General features: G+C 33.7%; 13 protein-coding genes. 10 read left to right on the plus strand and 3 right to left on the minus strand.

The genetic code is table 11. The features are described from left to right. The first annotated feature begins 152 nt into the window (after window positions 1–152). From ACHZK0_RS08930 to ACHZK0_RS08945, 4 genes are all read left to right on the plus strand, one after another. Complete coding sequence (locus ACHZK0_RS08930; protein ID WP_270340607.1) at window positions 153–1,397, plus strand: N-acetylmuramoyl-L-alanine amidase; 1,245 nt, start codon at window positions 153–155, stop codon at window positions 1,395–1,397. A gap of 255 nt (window positions 1,398–1,652) precedes the next feature. After that, window positions 1,653–3,065: an S-layer homology domain-containing protein gene (locus ACHZK0_RS08935; protein ID WP_262740760.1), complete on the plus strand. Its 1,413-nt coding sequence runs from the start codon at window positions 1,653–1,655 to the stop codon at window positions 3,063–3,065. A gap of 145 nt (window positions 3,066–3,210) precedes the next feature. Beyond that, the gene (locus tag ACHZK0_RS08940; protein ID WP_262740761.1) at window positions 3,211–4,473 is read left to right on the plus strand and encodes an MFS transporter; all 1,263 of its coding nucleotides are present in this window, start codon (window positions 3,211–3,213) and stop codon (window positions 4,471–4,473) included. Window positions 4,474–4,501: 28 nt separating this feature from the next. Then, the gene (locus tag ACHZK0_RS08945) at window positions 4,502–4,780 is read left to right on the plus strand and encodes a hypothetical protein (protein WP_395761452.1); all 279 of its coding nucleotides are present in this window, start codon (window positions 4,502–4,504) and stop codon (window positions 4,778–4,780) included. A gap of 19 nt (window positions 4,781–4,799) precedes the next feature. Here the strand turns inward: ACHZK0_RS08945 and ACHZK0_RS08950 are convergent, their stop codons facing one another. The 3 genes from ACHZK0_RS08950 to ACHZK0_RS08960 form a co-directional block, all read right to left on the minus strand. Further along, window positions 4,800–5,264 carry a hypothetical protein gene (locus ACHZK0_RS08950; RefSeq protein ID WP_262740763.1) on the minus strand — a complete coding sequence of 155 codons (465 nt, stop codon included), beginning with the start codon at window positions 5,262–5,264 and terminating at the stop codon, window positions 4,800–4,802. A 618-nt stretch (window positions 5,265–5,882) separates the two neighbouring features. Continuing rightward, window positions 5,883–6,986, minus strand: coding sequence for an ABC transporter ATP-binding protein (locus tag ACHZK0_RS08955; protein ID WP_226638640.1), 1,104 nt, complete (start codon window positions 6,984–6,986; stop codon window positions 5,883–5,885). Window positions 6,987–7,087: 101 nt separating this feature from the next. After that, on the minus strand, window positions 7,088–7,951 hold the full coding sequence (locus tag ACHZK0_RS08960) for a PucR family transcriptional regulator (RefSeq protein ID WP_270340603.1): 864 nt from the start codon (window positions 7,949–7,951) through the stop codon (window positions 7,088–7,090). Window positions 7,952–8,385: 434 nt separating this feature from the next. On the opposite strand from ACHZK0_RS08960, the gene ACHZK0_RS08965 reads away from it, so the two are divergent. From ACHZK0_RS08965 to ACHZK0_RS08990, 6 genes are all read left to right on the plus strand, one after another. Then, on the plus strand, window positions 8,386–9,636 hold the full coding sequence (locus ACHZK0_RS08965; RefSeq protein ID WP_262740765.1) for an ABC transporter substrate-binding protein: 1,251 nt from the start codon (window positions 8,386–8,388) through the stop codon (window positions 9,634–9,636). Between the two features lie 53 nt (window positions 9,637–9,689). Then, window positions 9,690–10,634: a carbohydrate ABC transporter permease gene (locus tag ACHZK0_RS08970; protein WP_262740766.1), complete on the plus strand. Its 945-nt coding sequence runs from the start codon at window positions 9,690–9,692 to the stop codon at window positions 10,632–10,634. Beyond that, window positions 10,627–11,460 carry a carbohydrate ABC transporter permease gene (locus ACHZK0_RS08975; RefSeq protein WP_395761702.1) on the plus strand — a complete coding sequence of 278 codons (834 nt, stop codon included), beginning with the start codon at window positions 10,627–10,629 and terminating at the stop codon, window positions 11,458–11,460. The genes ACHZK0_RS08970 and ACHZK0_RS08975 overlap by 8 nt, the downstream gene beginning before the upstream one ends. Before the next feature lie 26 nt (window positions 11,461–11,486). Then, window positions 11,487–12,752 carry a Gfo/Idh/MocA family protein gene (locus tag ACHZK0_RS08980; protein ID WP_097817680.1) on the plus strand — a complete coding sequence of 422 codons (1,266 nt, stop codon included), beginning with the start codon at window positions 11,487–11,489 and terminating at the stop codon, window positions 12,750–12,752. 164 nt (window positions 12,753–12,916) lie between these two features. After that, window positions 12,917–13,636, plus strand: a complete 720-nt coding sequence (locus ACHZK0_RS08985) for a GntR family transcriptional regulator (protein ID WP_262740767.1) — start codon at window positions 12,917–12,919, stop codon at window positions 13,634–13,636. A gap of 77 nt (window positions 13,637–13,713) precedes the next feature. Continuing rightward, window positions 13,714–14,901, plus strand: coding sequence for an SIS domain-containing protein (locus ACHZK0_RS08990; protein WP_262740768.1), 1,188 nt, complete (start codon window positions 13,714–13,716; stop codon window positions 14,899–14,901). The last annotated feature ends 1 nt before the right edge of the window (window position 14,902 follow it).

Here is a 14,902-nt window from a genome sequence, read left to right on the forward strand (position 1 = left end):
TAAAACCTTATAGTTTTTAACTATAGTTATATATGACAAAAAATACAATAATAATACAAAATTATACAAAATGCAATTGACTATTACTAATTTTCAGAACTATAATTAGTTTGTTACATAAATACATTGTACTTGAGAGGGGAATATATTCTATGAAAAATAGAATAATCGCAGCAGGAGTAATTGCAGCTAGTATATTATCTTATTCATCTAGTAGTTTCGCACAAACGAAAACGTTTCCAGATGTTCCAGCAGGGGATTGGTCAGAAGCTTCTATTAACTACTTAGCAGAAAAAGGCGCAGTTACAGGTAACGAGAAAGGAATGTTCGAGCCTGGAAAAGAGATTACTCGTGCAGAAGCAGCTACAATGATGGCTAAAATTTTAAACTTACCAATCGATAAAAATGCTAAACCATCTTTCGGTGATTCTCAAAACGAATGGTATACTCCATTCATCGCAGCTGTAGAAAAAGCTGGCGTTGTTAAAGGGAAAGGACCAGGCGTATTTGATCCAACTGGGAAAATTGACCGAGTTTCAATGGCATCGATGCTTGTTGAAGCATATAAATTAGATGCAAAAGTAAAGCAACCGTTACAAACAAAATTTGCGGATTTGAATGATAGTTGGGGGAAAGATAAGGCCAACATTTTAGTAGAATTAAATATTTCACAAGGTGTAAATAAAACAGAGTGGTTACCTAATAAAACTGTAACGAAAGCAGAAGCAGCACAGTTTATTGCAAAGGCTGACTCACTTAAAGTAGGCAACCCTTTAGTAGAACAGATGATTATTATTGATCCAGGTCATGGAGGAACAGATCCTGGGAAAGCAACACAAGGATTACATGAGAGTGATATTGTATTAGATACATCTAAAAGATTACAAAGTTTAATAGAGAAACATACTCCATTCCGTGTGATGTTAACACGTGAAACAGATATTCGTCTTGGTGAAAAACAAGGAGAAGACCTTAAAAATCGTGTGGATTTCGCGAAAGAACATAATGGAGATATTTTTGTAAGTATCCATGCAAATGCTTCTCAAAAACATGATGGACATGGAACAGAAACTTTTTATTATAAAGGATCTGAAAAGAAAGAATTAACTGAGCGTGAAAAAGATAGTTACATGTTAGCGGATAAAATACAAAAACGATTAGTTAAAGCTCTAGATACAAGAGATCGTGGTGTGAAACCAGAAGACTTTTATGTACTAAGAGAAAATGAGATGCCAGCAGTACTAACGGAACTAGCATTTTTAGATAACAGCACGGATTATGAGAAGTTAGCTTCAGAATCTGGAAGACAAATAGCTGCTGAGGCAATTTATGCGGGTATTTTAGATTATTATGAGTGGAAAGGTTTTGATGTTTCAAAATCTCGTTTAACGAAATAACAATGTTGATTGGTGAGCCCATCGTCTATATAGAGATGGGCTTTTTATGTAAGTTTTTGTAATTTTATATCGGGATAAAAAGATATATCGTATTATGCTGATTATGAATAAAATAATGGTAGATTAGTTTATTTTTATCACGTATACTTTTACTGTTGACCAATTAAGAGTTTGTTAGTTTAATAGGGAAAATTATACGATAAAGGGAGGCAAGTTAACACGGGACAAGCATATACATAACGTGTTAAAAAAATTATGAAAAAAGTTATTTCTAATGTGTTAGCAGTGACAGTCGCACTTCAAGTAGTGATGGCTCCAGCAACTTCGTTTGCATCTACAAAAGAATTTCCAGACGTTCCGAAAGATCATTGGGCACTTGAAGCGATTACTGATTTAACGTCAAAAGGGGTTATTGCAGGGTACGATAATGGTAAATTTGGCTTTGGAGATGTTGTAACTCGTGAGCAAGTAGCAGCATTAATGTATCGTGCATTAAAACCAGAAGCAAAAACTGATTATAAAAATCCATACGCTGATATTAGTGCAGGAACGACGATGTTCCAAAAAGAAATTTTGGCATTAACAGATATGGGGATTTTCGTGGGTGATGGTAAGGGAACATTTAGACCGAAAGAATCGTTAACTCGTGCTGAGATGTCTGTTATTTTGCAAAAAGCATTTAAACTAGAAGTAAAAGCACCACATACATTTAATGATATAGATGCAGCACATTGGTGGGCAAAAGAAGCAATTAGTGCATTGCAATCCAATGGTGTAGCAGCAGGGAATAACCTTGGAGGATTTGACCCATCAGGTGTATTAACACGTGAGAGCTATGCACAGTTATTATATAAAGCGATGCAAATTAAAAAGGATGTTCCTGTTGAACAGCCATCGTATATTAATTTAAATGTAACATTACCATCTAACGTAACAGCACAAGATATTGATAATTTCATTGGAGAGTATCATTCAGACAGTCCACTTGTTGGAAATGGTAAAGATTTTATTCAAGCACAAAATGAGTATGGTGTGAATGCATTATACTTAGCTGCACATGCAATCTTAGAATCTGGATACGGTAAATCAGAAATTGCATATCGTAAACATAATTTATTTGGCTTAAGAGCATATGATTGGGATCCATTTGCACATGCAAAATATTTACCATCTTATGCATTAAGTATTTCATACAATGCTGATTATGTAAGGAAAAACTACTTAGAGCCAGATGCTAAATATTTTAAAGGTTATACATTGCCTGATATAAATGATAAGTATGCAACAGATAAAGCATGGGCTGGAAAAATCGCTAATATTATGGAGCGTATTAAGCCATATAATAACAAAGATTATCAAAATGTAAAACCATTGCCGAAAAACCCTAAAACATTAAATGTAGAGGCGTTAGGCGAGGCAATTCCATATAAAGATTATGCAAAAGATGCAAAAGCTACAGTTCAATCGTTAGGATCTTACTATCAAGTGCCATTCCCGTTTAACAACCCAATTAAGAGTGTACCAAATGTTACACAAAATGAAGTTGGAAAATTAGAAAACGGTAAGAAAGTGAATGTATATCGTGAAGATCCAAACGGCTGGGTAGAATTTTCATTTGAAAATGCTCAAGAAAAGTATTGGACATTGAAGAAAAACTTGAAATTATAAATAAAAAAGGTGTTTTCATTTATGAAAACACCTTTTTTATGTTTTTACCAATAATTTAACAGTTTCATATATAATTAAAAGTATTGAAGATTGAATTTTTTGTTTTATATTTAGTGTTAACTTAATTTGAAAAGAGGAGAGAAGTATGCAAGGAGAAATACGAACAGAGAAACATGTAGGTTATGTCGGTAAATTGTTATTGCCAGTTAAAGCGTCACCACATTTTAAATTTTTGTGGATTGGGCAATTGCTTTCGACGTTAGGCAGTTCTATAACGATGGTCATTTTGCCAGTCGTTGTGTATTCATTAACTGGTTCAACAGTTGTAATGGGAATGACAATGGCAATGTATATGCTTCCTAATATTCTTGCGTTACCGTTTGCTGGATTAGTAGTAGATCGAATTGATCGGGTGAAATTAATGTTATTTACAGATATAATCCGTTGCACATTAATGCTATTACTTGCAACGCTTATATTTATGGATGTCTTAACAATTCCACTTCTATATGTACTCGTAGCATTATATGGGCTTATGGAAGGGATATTTCAGCCAGCATATGCGGCTGTAAGAGCGAAAGTATTTGTACCGGAAATTCGAAATGCAGCTAATGCATTAACACAAATGAGTAATCAAGGTATACGACTAATTGGACCGGCTCTTGGAGGATTGATCGTTTCAGTTGCATCTGCCGGAATAGGATTTGGACTGGATGCAGTAACATATTTGCTATCATTTTTATGTTTAATATTTTTAAGAGAGATAAAGTTTAACAAAGTAAAACCCATTGAAAAGAGACAAATCGATTACAAACAAGAGTTTATGGAAGGTGTTTTCGTTTTAAAAAATCATCCATGGCTATGGATTACAATTTTAGTTTTTTCTTTCATTAATATTTGTTATGCAGGAATTATCGTCGTATTAATTCCATGGTTATTTAATGTTCATCATCATTTTGAAGCATACGTGTATGGATTAGGAATGGCATCTTCTGGTGTTGGAGCTGTAATTGCCGCGCTAATATTTGGCGGAAGGGAACGGTGGCATAAGCGGGGATTACTTGCCTATGGTGGTGTATTAATAAGTGGTTGTGCGCTTTTAATAATGCCGTTTATTGCTTGGGCACCTGCATTAATTGGATTAATGGCAATTGAAGGGTTCGGTATGATGATATTTGGACTCATTTGGGAAACAAGTTTACAAGAGCTTGTGCCAGAAGAAGCATTTGGAAGGGTGGCAAGCCTTGATATGCTAGGTTCATTTGCTTTATTGCCACTAGGTTATGTGGTTGTAGGGTGGTTAGCTACTGTCATAGGTGGCGAGATAACGATTATAACACTAGCTATATTAGTACTTGTAACAATTGGAGTAGCGTTATGTGTACCAAGTATTCGACGATTTGATTGATGATATAAGGGAAAGGAGAATAACTTATATGATTATAGAAAACTTGAACGATATAGTAGCAAAGGAATTGGACAGAGAATACACTTTGCAGAAAAAGATCTTTGAAGCAAAAAATTTCACAGTCTATATCGTTACCCGTAGAGAAAATACGCTAACATATAATCAACTAGTATTATTAAAACAGCGTTGTAACGAAAAGCCTTCCGTACATATTTGGCATAAGAAAATTAGCACCGAAGCAACAGAACTGGAAATCACAAAAGAGGTAACAGAAGCAATTCAATCTGGTTTTATAAATAAAGAATAAGCCCTAATCAAATTAGGGCTTATTCTTCATTAAATACAAATGTTTGTTTCATTTGTTTCCCTTCATTTACCGGATGACCGTTGTAAGAGAAATTGTTTTCTTCCCAAGTGATGACAACTTTGAAATTATGACTGTTAAAGTCTAAAGGGAATGCTATGGCGTTTAAACTTGTCTGACTTTTTGAAACGTTGTTATGTAATGTAGTAGGGTTAAAAGCAGCTTTAGAAGTAGGAGTGTTATCAACTATTTCTACAGCTACGTTTGACACATCATTACCGATGTTTTTTACGAGTAAACGATATGTATCGTATACACCTTGTTTTGGCCGCACTGCTTGCTTGTTTGCGTTATGGGATTTATCAATTTCGATATACCACTGTTTTGAATTTGATTCAATTGGTAGTGATTGAAATGTGTATGCACTAGCTTGTATTGGTAGTGCTAAACAGATTAGTGCAAAGAGAGAAAATATTTTTCGTTTCATTTTTAGAGAGCTCCCATTCTGTAACGGATTTATTTATTATTATTTTCTTTTTGTGAAAGGGTATACCATATAATGTAAGAGTTTGTTTTGTGAATATCGGATTAGGAGTCATTATCTTAGTTGTTACGCTTATACTTGTGTTAGTACAGCTTTTTCCCAACAAGAAAGCCGATCGCCTTTAGGCATAGAATGAAAGGGAAGCTGGATCCAGAATGCTAGTAAAAATCGTAAGGTCCGTGGTAATTTAAGTATCCAAAGTATAGGTAGTTTCTTCAGGTTTTTTGTTTAATTTTTCCGAAATAAATGATTATAGAAGAGTGTTTCAAAGTATTGGTTGAAGGGATATGTCACGAGTTTGATATGGTTAGTATCGCAATGTTATGTGATACTAATCGCGTTCATTTGTTTTTAAGTACACGGACAATCACTCCTTAGCCCTGCGAATATAATGAGAAAATAAAATGAGTGACATCAAAATGTTTGAGAGCAGAATGCCCTCATTAGAACGTTAAATAGTATATTCAATATATTTAGGGGATTGGAGGAAAAAGCTGTGTAGAGACCATACTACACAGCTTTTTTCGTACGTCTGACTTTAGAATAACCAATTAAGCTTGTTTAATTGTTACGTATACGTACTTCTGTATCACTATCAAAAAAATGTGCTTTTGTTAAACTAAAGGCTACTGAAAGCTTATCGCCAGCTTTCAGTTCTGATCGAGCGTTAATTCGTGCGACAAAACTTTGATTTTCAAGTTTTCCATGTATCATAGTCTCAGCACCTAATAATTCAGCAACTTCAATATTAATTTCGACAGTTGAATCGGGAGAAGATTGAAGGACAATTGGTTCATCGTGAATGTCTTCTGGACGAATACCGAGTATAAGTGTTTTTTTGTTGTATCCCTTTTTCTGCAATTTTTTTAATTGTCCTTCTGGTACTTTAAAACGAATGTTTTCTATATGAAAATAGTTATCTTTTAATGTTCCAGTAAAAAAATTCATGGCCGGAGAACCAATGAATCCGCCAACAAAAACATTCTCTGGAGTATCATAGACTTCTTTTGGCGTACCAACTTGTTGGATGATACCATCTTTCATCACAACAAGGCGTGATGCCATTGTCATTGCTTCCGTTTGGTCATGTGTTACATATATAGTCGTTGTGTTTAAACGACGATGAAGCTTAGAAATTTCTGAACGCATACTTACACGTAATTTAGCATCTAAATTGGATAGAGGCTCGTCCATTAAGAATACTTTTGCGTCACGAACGATAGCTCTTCCTAATGCAACACGCTGTCGCTGCCCACCCGATAATGCTTTTGGTTTTCGCTTTAAATAATCTTCAAGACCTAATATTTTTGCCGCCTCAGTTACGCGATGATTAATTTCATCTTTTGGTAGTTTTCGTAATTTTAAACCAAACGCCATATTATCGTAAACAGACATATGTGGGTATAGTGCATAATTTTGAAATACCATTGCAATGTCACGATCTTTTGGAGCGACATCATTCATAAGTTTACCATCAATATAAAATGAGCCATTAGAAATATCTTCTAAACCTGCAATCATACGTAGAGTAGTTGATTTTCCACAACCAGAAGGACCAACAAATACAATAAATTCTTTATCTTGAATATGTAAATTGAAATCAGAAACAGCAGTTGTTTTATTATCATATAATTTGAAAATATGATCTAATACGAGTTCGGCCATTATACATCACCCCTATTTTATAATTAACTGAATTATAAGGTTTATTGATTGTAAGGTGAATTGGCAAGTTGCACAAAAAATATTAATTTTTTCATGCAAAATTACGAGATGTTCAAAGAAAGAAAAGCCAAATAAACAGCCACAGCACCTTCAAATGTTTTTATATTCAATCCTGTTTTTTCAATAAATTTGTCAATTCGATACTGTAAAGTATTTCGGTGTAAATATAATTGTTTGGCCGCAAGTGATACATTTAAATTACATTGGAAGAATACTTTAATACTCTCTATTAGCTCTTTATCATTGAAAACATGTGCTAATAAATGATTTGTATATTTTTCCCTCTTTTCTTTTGGTAATAAGGTCATTAATTGATAAGGAAGGAGTTGTTCAATGTATGCAATTTTCTTTGATAGATAGGGAGAAAGATAAGAAAATAAATTTCGTTCCCATTGATACAAGTGAGAAATTTTATTGGTTTGGGTGTAGTGTCTGCCGACAAAAAAGGATAAGGATATAAAAAAATCTGTTTCCAGCGTCTCAAGGGCTGTTTGCAATCTATATTCAGATATATTTTCTGTTAAGATGAGGACTCCAGTTTGTGAAGTTTCCCATATTGTAGGATTATCAAAACCAAGTATTGAATGTAAAGCATTATGAAATTCTTCTCGTTCCGTTATAGGATGCGTTGCGAAGAAATGTAAAAAGCGTACAGATGTTATTTGAATATCTTTACTCTGATATAACGCTTCGTACCAATACTTTTCTATTTCTGTTTCATAGCATGTGTCAGCATGGAGGGGAGTTAAGAGGGATGAAAGTAATTGACACTCCTGTTTATGTAAGCGAGATTTACGAATTCCTACTCTATTCCCATCAATCAAAAACCAACTGTACTCTTCAGAAAGTATGGCCTCATTAATTTTTATATCTTTATCGTAATATCTTTTTAATTGTTGAATCATATGAACACTCCTTATCTTTATATTATTTATTAATAACAAATTCTATAGGGATAATGGATTGACATGGTTTGTGATAAAAATTTAAAAAATTCAGAAAATATATTGCGGAGGAAAAAGTGATAGTGTTATACTTCATAACAACTGGTAATGACAACATCATGTCGTGATTGAATTGGTATATGTATAAATAATATATCAATGATAGTTTATTCCTTCAACTGGTAATGACATAAGTCTACTAAAATTGATAGGAAGGGAGAGAAGAGCATTGTTTTTATAAATGAATAAAATTCGTTTGTAAACGCTTTATGTACAAGGTGCTCCAAATCTTTTGTAAAGTTGATTATATTAGTTTAATTTGTTGTCAGTGAGTTACAAGAAACATAAGTAAAGATTTTGTTATATAGATGATTGTTTCTAGAGGAGGAAAAGGGATGAAAAAGTGGTTTATTTTCTTTTTGTCATCATTGCTATTGGCAATAGTAGGATGTTCTAACAGTGGCGAAAAAGTTAACACATCATCTAAAGATGAAAAGATAGAATTACGGTATGCACTTTGGGATAAGAAACAACTACCAGCAGTGGAGAAAGTGGTTCAACAGTTTAATGAAAAACATCCGAATATTAAAGTGAAAATAGAATTAACAGCGTACGGACAGTACTTTCAGAAGCTTGAAACGGCAGCAACAGGAAATGCATTGCCGGATGTATTTTGGATGAATGGACCAAATGTCGTGAAATACGCTTCGGGAAAAGTATTGATGCCTTTGGATGATAAAGCGAAAAAAGATAATTATAAATTGGAAAATTACCCAAAATCCTTAGTTGATTTATATACAGTAGATAATAAAACTTACGGTATTCCAAAAGATTTTGATACAACGGCACTTTGGTATAACAAAAAATTATTTGATGAAGCTGGAGTAGCATATCCAGATGATTCATGGGATTGGGAGAAAATGAAAGAAGCTGCAAAGCAATTGACGAAAAAGGAAAAAGGTGTTTGGGGATTTGCAGCAGCAATGGGAAATCAAGGTGGTTATTATGATCTCATTTACCAAAATAAAGGGTATGTTCTTTCTAAAGATAAAAAAACAGTAGGATTTAATAAACCACAAGCAATTGAAGCATTTAATTATAACATTAGTTTTATTAAAGAAGGATTATCACCAACATTTGCTCAAATGACAGAGACAACAGCATCTGATTTGTTTTTATCAGGTAAAGTAGCGATGATTTTTGATGGGCCTTGGATGGTACCAGAATATAAGAAAAATGCTGATTTAAATATTGCTGTTATGCCAAAAGGGAAAGAAAGAGCTGTTATGATTCATGGTCTAGCAAATGTCATCTCAGCGAAAACAAAATATCCTGATGCAGCTTGGGAATTTGTGAAATATTTAGGTTCTAAAGAGGCAGCAGATGTGTTTGCAGAAACTGGAACAGTCATTCCTGCTTTTAATGGAACACAAGAAGCGTGGGTTAAATCCGTTCCAAACTTAAATTTACAAGCGTATATCACTGGTCTTGAATATTCTTACCCATTACCGAGTGTGAAAAATACAGGGGCTTTATGGGAGCAAGAAACAAAAGTATTAAAAAGGGTATGGGGAGGAGAATTGAATGTTGAAGAAGCAACAAAAGAATTAACAGAGAAAGCAAATGAAGTTCTTTCTAAAAAATAAGGAGAGGGATCCTCTCCTTGCTTTAAATCAAAAATTATGGGAGGAGTGAAGAGATGGAGGATCTATCAATAAAGGTAGTGGAGCAAAAACACACACATATACAAAAAAAATATAAAAAGAAAAAGAAATTAGATTATATATGGGCATATGTCATGATTGCCCCAACTATGTTAGGGTTATTCATTTTTTATATGTGGCCAATTGTGCAAAATATTTATTTTAGTTTTACAGCGTGGGATGCGTTTGGTAGCTATGAATGGATTGGACTAGAAAACTATAAAAAGATGTTTACTGATAAAGATTTAGGAAAGGCTTTTCAAAATACATTTATTTATATCGTGCTTACTGTTCCAATCGGTATATTTTTATCCATCATATTAGCGGTGCTATTAAATCAAAACATTAAAGGGAAGTCCCTTTATAGAACATTATATTTTTTACCTGTTATTACAATGCCTGCTGCAATCGCTATGGTATGGAAATGGATCTATAATTCTGACTATGGGTTACTCAATTACATGTTATCATGGTTTGGAATTGATGGTCCTAATTGGCTTACCAACCCTAACATTGCATTATATTCAATTATTATAGTTGCGATTTGGGGGGGGATAGGATATAACATGGTTATTTTTCTATCTGGTCTCCAAAACATCCCTAAAACATACTATGAAGCGGCAATTATGGATGGAGCCCGGCCAATTACAATTTTCTTTAAGATTACATTGCCACTTTTATCGCCAGTTATTTTCTTCGTAACGATTATGTCTTTAATTGGAGCATTTCAAGTATTCGATCTCATCTTTATGATGATCGGTAGAACAAGTAATGTAATTGAAAATACACAATCTATTGTTTATTTATTTTATCAAAATGCCTTTATTTTAAATGAGAAAGGATATTCGGCAGCCATAGCAGTTGTATTATTAATTATTATATTAATCATTACAGCGATTCAAATGATATTACAGAAAAAGTGGGTGCATTATGATGAATAAAAGAGTAGGTTCAGTCAATAAAAATACAATTATGATTCATGCAATACTTATCATAGGTGCCTTATTAACCATTGGTCCTTTTATTTGGATGATATTAACGTCTCTAAAAACTTATACAGAATCTGTTCAAGTTTCACCAGTTATTATCCCATCTCAATTTATGTGGAGTAACTATACGGAAATATTCAACTTATTACCATTTTTTAAATTTATGATGAATACTGTAATTGTTACAATAGCTAGAACGGTCGGACAGTTGTTTTTATGCTCATTAGCAGCTTATGCTTTTGCTAGAATACAATTTCCAGGTAGAAATGTACTGTTTTTACTAACTCTTTCTGTCCTAATGGTTCCGGCTCAAGTGTTTTTGCTTCCACAATATTTAATTATGGTAAAACTGGATTGGTTGAATACATTACAAGCGGTAATTGTACCTGGGTTATTTAGTGCATTTGGTACCTTTTTATTACGTCAGTTTTTTATGGGCGTTCCAAAGGAACTAGAAGAAGCAGCAAGATTAGATGGTTGCAATCACTTCCAAATTTATTGGTATGTTATGCTGCCTCTTGCGAAACCAGGTTTAATTGCGCTTGGTATATTTACAACACTCTGGTCTTGGAATGAATTGATGTGGCCGATGATTGTAAATAATTCACCAGATATGATGACATTGTCAGTTGGTTTATCTTCACTACAAGGGCAATATGCAACAAACTATCCGGTACTAATGGCGGGATCATTTTTAGCGATTTTACCAATGTTGTTATTGTTTGTTTTTTTACAAAAACAATTTATTGAAGGAATTACAATTACAGGTGGAAAATAAGAATAATAGAATAGGAGAGGATATGAATGATTACAGCGGCATTAATTGGGGCAGGAAGTCGTGGAATGTACGCTTATGCTTCTTACGCGTTAGAACATCCAACAGAGATAACTTTTGTTGCGGTTGCAGAATTGGATAATGCAAAAAGACGGAAATTCTCTGAAATGCATAGCGTTTCGGAAGATATGCAATTTGAAACATGGGAAGAGTTATTAGCGAAAGAAAAGCTTTGTGATGTATTGCTTATTTGTTCGCCCGACCGGTTTCATTATAAACCTGTTATGCAAGCGATTGAGAAAGGATACAAAATTTTATTAGAAAAACCAATGTCACCAAGCCCTACAGAGACATTGGAAATTGCAGAGGCTGCCACGAGATATAACGCATTATTAACAGTATGTCACGTATTAAGGTATGCACCATTTTATAGGACTTTAAAAGAAATTGTTAATCAAAAGAAGATAGGGGACATCGTTTCAATTCAATGGAATGAAAATGTTGGTCATTGGCATCAAGCGCATAGTTTTGTAAGAGGGAATTGGCGTAATAAATCTGAATCAAGTTCAATGATTTTGCAAAAATGTTGTCATGATATGGATGTGCTACAATGGCTTGTGGGTGCAGAGTGTGAAAAGATTTCATCTTTTGGAAGTTTGACTCACTTTAAATCCGAACATGCACCTAAGGGTTCGACGTTACGTTGTACAGATGGTTGTGAAGTTGAAGAAAACTGTCAATATTCTGCTTTAAAATGGTATTTACACGAGAGAGATGAATGGCCAGCGAATGTAGTTTCTATTGATACAAGCATTGAAAATAGACTGGAGGCACTAAAAAAAGGACCTTATGGGCGTTGTGTGTACCATTGTGACAATGATGTTGTAGATCATCAAGTAGTAAATTTGCTATTTGATAATGATGTAACAGTTGCTTTTACAATGTCTGCATTTACGAAAGAGTGCTGCCGTACGTTTAAAATTATGGGAACACATGGTGAAATTCATGGTCATGATGTATTAAATGAATTGAAGGTCAAATATTTTTCAGGTGAGGTTGAAACGATTTACCCAGAAACAATAGAAGGTGGACATATGGGAGCAGATAATGCAATTATGACTGATTTTATCGAAAAGGTAAAAAACAATAAAACAGAAAGTTTAACGTCTGCAATGATTTCGGCAAATAGTCATTTAATTGCCTTTGCAGCTGAAAGATCAAGAATAACGGGTGAAACAGTAAATCTTAAGCAATATGTGACAGACTTACAAGAATCGATGAATCCAGCAAAATAAGAAGAGCGCATATAAAGGAACAAATTAAATGTACGATTAAAGTAAATTTTAACAGTTGGAATAAGCTTATCTTTCTATGTGAGAAAGTGATGGTAATTCCTATTTTCATTCGATATAATAGCCATAAACTGGTTATAACAACTTTATAGGTGAGGGAGTAAAACATGATTGCAAAAGATAATCGAACACCATTATACTACCAATTAATGGATATTATTGTAGGGCAAATTGAAACTGGGAACTTACAAGAACATGATAAGCTTCCATCAGAACGCGAGCTATGTGAGATTCATGATGTAAGTAGAACGACAGTAAGACAGACAATGCAAGAACTGGAAAAAGAAGGATATATTTATAAAAAACATGGTAAAGGGAGTTTTGTCTCACCTCGTGTATTTAATCAAAGCCTGGTTCGTTTTTATAGTTTCACAGAAGAAATGAAAAAATTTGGAAAGGTTCCATCATCAACAGTTGTATCATTTTCCATAATTCATTGCGATAAAAAAATATCGAAAATTATGAATCTTAATCATGAAGAAGAGGTATATGAAATTACAAGACTAAGGTTAGCTGATAAAGAACCGATGCTATTTGAAACATCTTATATTCCTGTAAAGTTCTTTCCATATTTAACGAAGAAAGAATTAGAAGAAATACCAATGTACGAGATTTTTCGTACAAAATATCAAGTCCATATCACGCGCGCAGTGGAAAGTTTCAAAGCGATTGCAGCAGAAAAAGAACATGCAACATGGCTACAAGTTGAAAAGAATGAACCATCTTTATCTCTAGAACGGATTGCATATGCGAAAGAAAATATAATCGAATACACACAGACCATTGCAAGAGGAGATAAATTTACTTACACAGTTGAATTACAATAAGTATGGTTATACTTATTGTAATTCAACTGGTAATGATGACGTGATAAGATATGAACTAATATTAAGGGGGTTATCAAATGTTATTACATGCCAATGATGAAATAAGAGAAATATATGGAGCATGTTTTACAGCGAAAGAGATTGCACAACAGCCAGATCTTTGGGAGCAAGTATATTTGAATTTTCAAAGCAAGCATCATGAAATTATAGGTTTCTTTTCAAGTATTTCAAGAAAGCATGAACGAGTGAGAGTTATTTTCACTGGTGCAGGGACATCCGCTTTTGTTGGAGACACAATTGTTCCATATATAAAAAGAATAACAGATTTAAAGAAAATGCATATTGAAAGTATTCCAACAACAAATATAGTCTCAAGTCCTTATTACTATCTTCAGCCAGACATCCCAACAATTTTAGTATCTTTTGCTCGCTCTGGAAATAGTCCAGAAAGTGTAGCGGCAGTGCAATTAGGAGAACAAATTATTCATTCAGTTTATCATATTATTTTAACATGTAATGAAGAAGGAAATTTAGCGAAGCAGTTTCAACATAAGGAGAACGCTTTTGTTATGTATATGCCACAGAAGGCAAATGATCAAGGGTTCGCGATGACAGGAAGTTTTACCTCTATGATGTTAACTGCACTTATGTTATGTAACTATAATCATCCCCATCTTTTAGAATCTAGCATTATGGATATTGTAAGAATAGGAAAAGATGTTATCAAAAAACAAGAACGGGAAATTCAACGAATTGCAGAAAAGGAATTTCGTAAAATTGTATTTTTAGGATCAGGCGTATTTGAAGGGCTTTCTCGAGAGGCTGCTTTAAAATTTCTAGAGTTAACTGCTGGTCGTATCCCAGTTATGTTTGACACCCCCCTTGGGTTTAGGCACGGACCGAAATCAATTTTAGATAAGGATACAGTTGTTGTATTATTTTTATCTAATGATGAGTATACGAAAAAATATGATCTTGATTTATTAAAAGAGATTTTTCAAGAGAAAGAAAGGAGCGAAATGATTGTTATAGCACATCAAGATAATCAAGAAGCAAGGAGACATTGTAATACGTTTTTATGCAATGAAGGACGAAATCTAAAAGATGACATGTATATTACGTTTATTTATATATTATACGGACAAATTTTAGCATTATATAAATCAATTGCATTAGGGATTACTCCAGATAACCCTTGTCCAAGTGGAAGTGTAAATCGTATCGTTCAAGGGGTAACAGTACATCCTTATAAAGGAAAGGAATAGT

This window comes from Bacillus sp. 3G2, assembly GCF_044324725.1.
Lineage (GTDB): Bacteria > Bacillota > Bacilli > Bacillales > Bacillaceae_G > Bacillus_A > Bacillus_A mobilis.

Bases quoted from the DNA above. Each gene is read 5' to 3' on its own strand.
- ACHZK0_RS08985 (WP_262740767.1), top strand. From the start codon at position 12,917: ATGATTGCAAAAGATAATCGAACACCATTATACTACCAATTAATGGAT.
- ACHZK0_RS08955 (WP_226638640.1), bottom strand. From the start codon at position 6,986: ATGGCCGAACTCGTATTAGATCATATTTTCAAATTATATGATAATAAA.
- ACHZK0_RS08970 (WP_262740766.1), top strand. From the start codon at position 9,690: ATGGAGGATCTATCAATAAAGGTAGTGGAGCAAAAACACACACATATA.
- ACHZK0_RS08990 (WP_262740768.1), top strand. From the start codon at position 13,714: ATGTTATTACATGCCAATGATGAAATAAGAGAAATATATGGAGCATGT.
- ACHZK0_RS08945 (WP_395761452.1), top strand. From the start codon at position 4,502: ATGATTATAGAAAACTTGAACGATATAGTAGCAAAGGAATTGGACAGA.
- ACHZK0_RS08975 (WP_395761702.1), top strand. From the start codon at position 10,627: ATGAATAAAAGAGTAGGTTCAGTCAATAAAAATACAATTATGATTCAT.
- ACHZK0_RS08940 (WP_262740761.1), top strand. From the start codon at position 3,211: ATGCAAGGAGAAATACGAACAGAGAAACATGTAGGTTATGTCGGTAAA.
- ACHZK0_RS08950 (WP_262740763.1), bottom strand. From the start codon at position 5,264: ATGAAACGAAAAATATTTTCTCTCTTTGCACTAATCTGTTTAGCACTA.
- ACHZK0_RS08935 (WP_262740760.1), top strand. From the start codon at position 1,653: ATGAAAAAAGTTATTTCTAATGTGTTAGCAGTGACAGTCGCACTTCAA.
- ACHZK0_RS08960 (WP_270340603.1), bottom strand. From the start codon at position 7,951: ATGATTCAACAATTAAAAAGATATTACGATAAAGATATAAAAATTAAT.
- ACHZK0_RS08965 (WP_262740765.1), top strand. From the start codon at position 8,386: ATGAAAAAGTGGTTTATTTTCTTTTTGTCATCATTGCTATTGGCAATA.
- ACHZK0_RS08930 (WP_270340607.1), top strand. From the start codon at position 153: ATGAAAAATAGAATAATCGCAGCAGGAGTAATTGCAGCTAGTATATTA.
- ACHZK0_RS08980 (WP_097817680.1), top strand. From the start codon at position 11,487: ATGATTACAGCGGCATTAATTGGGGCAGGAAGTCGTGGAATGTACGCT.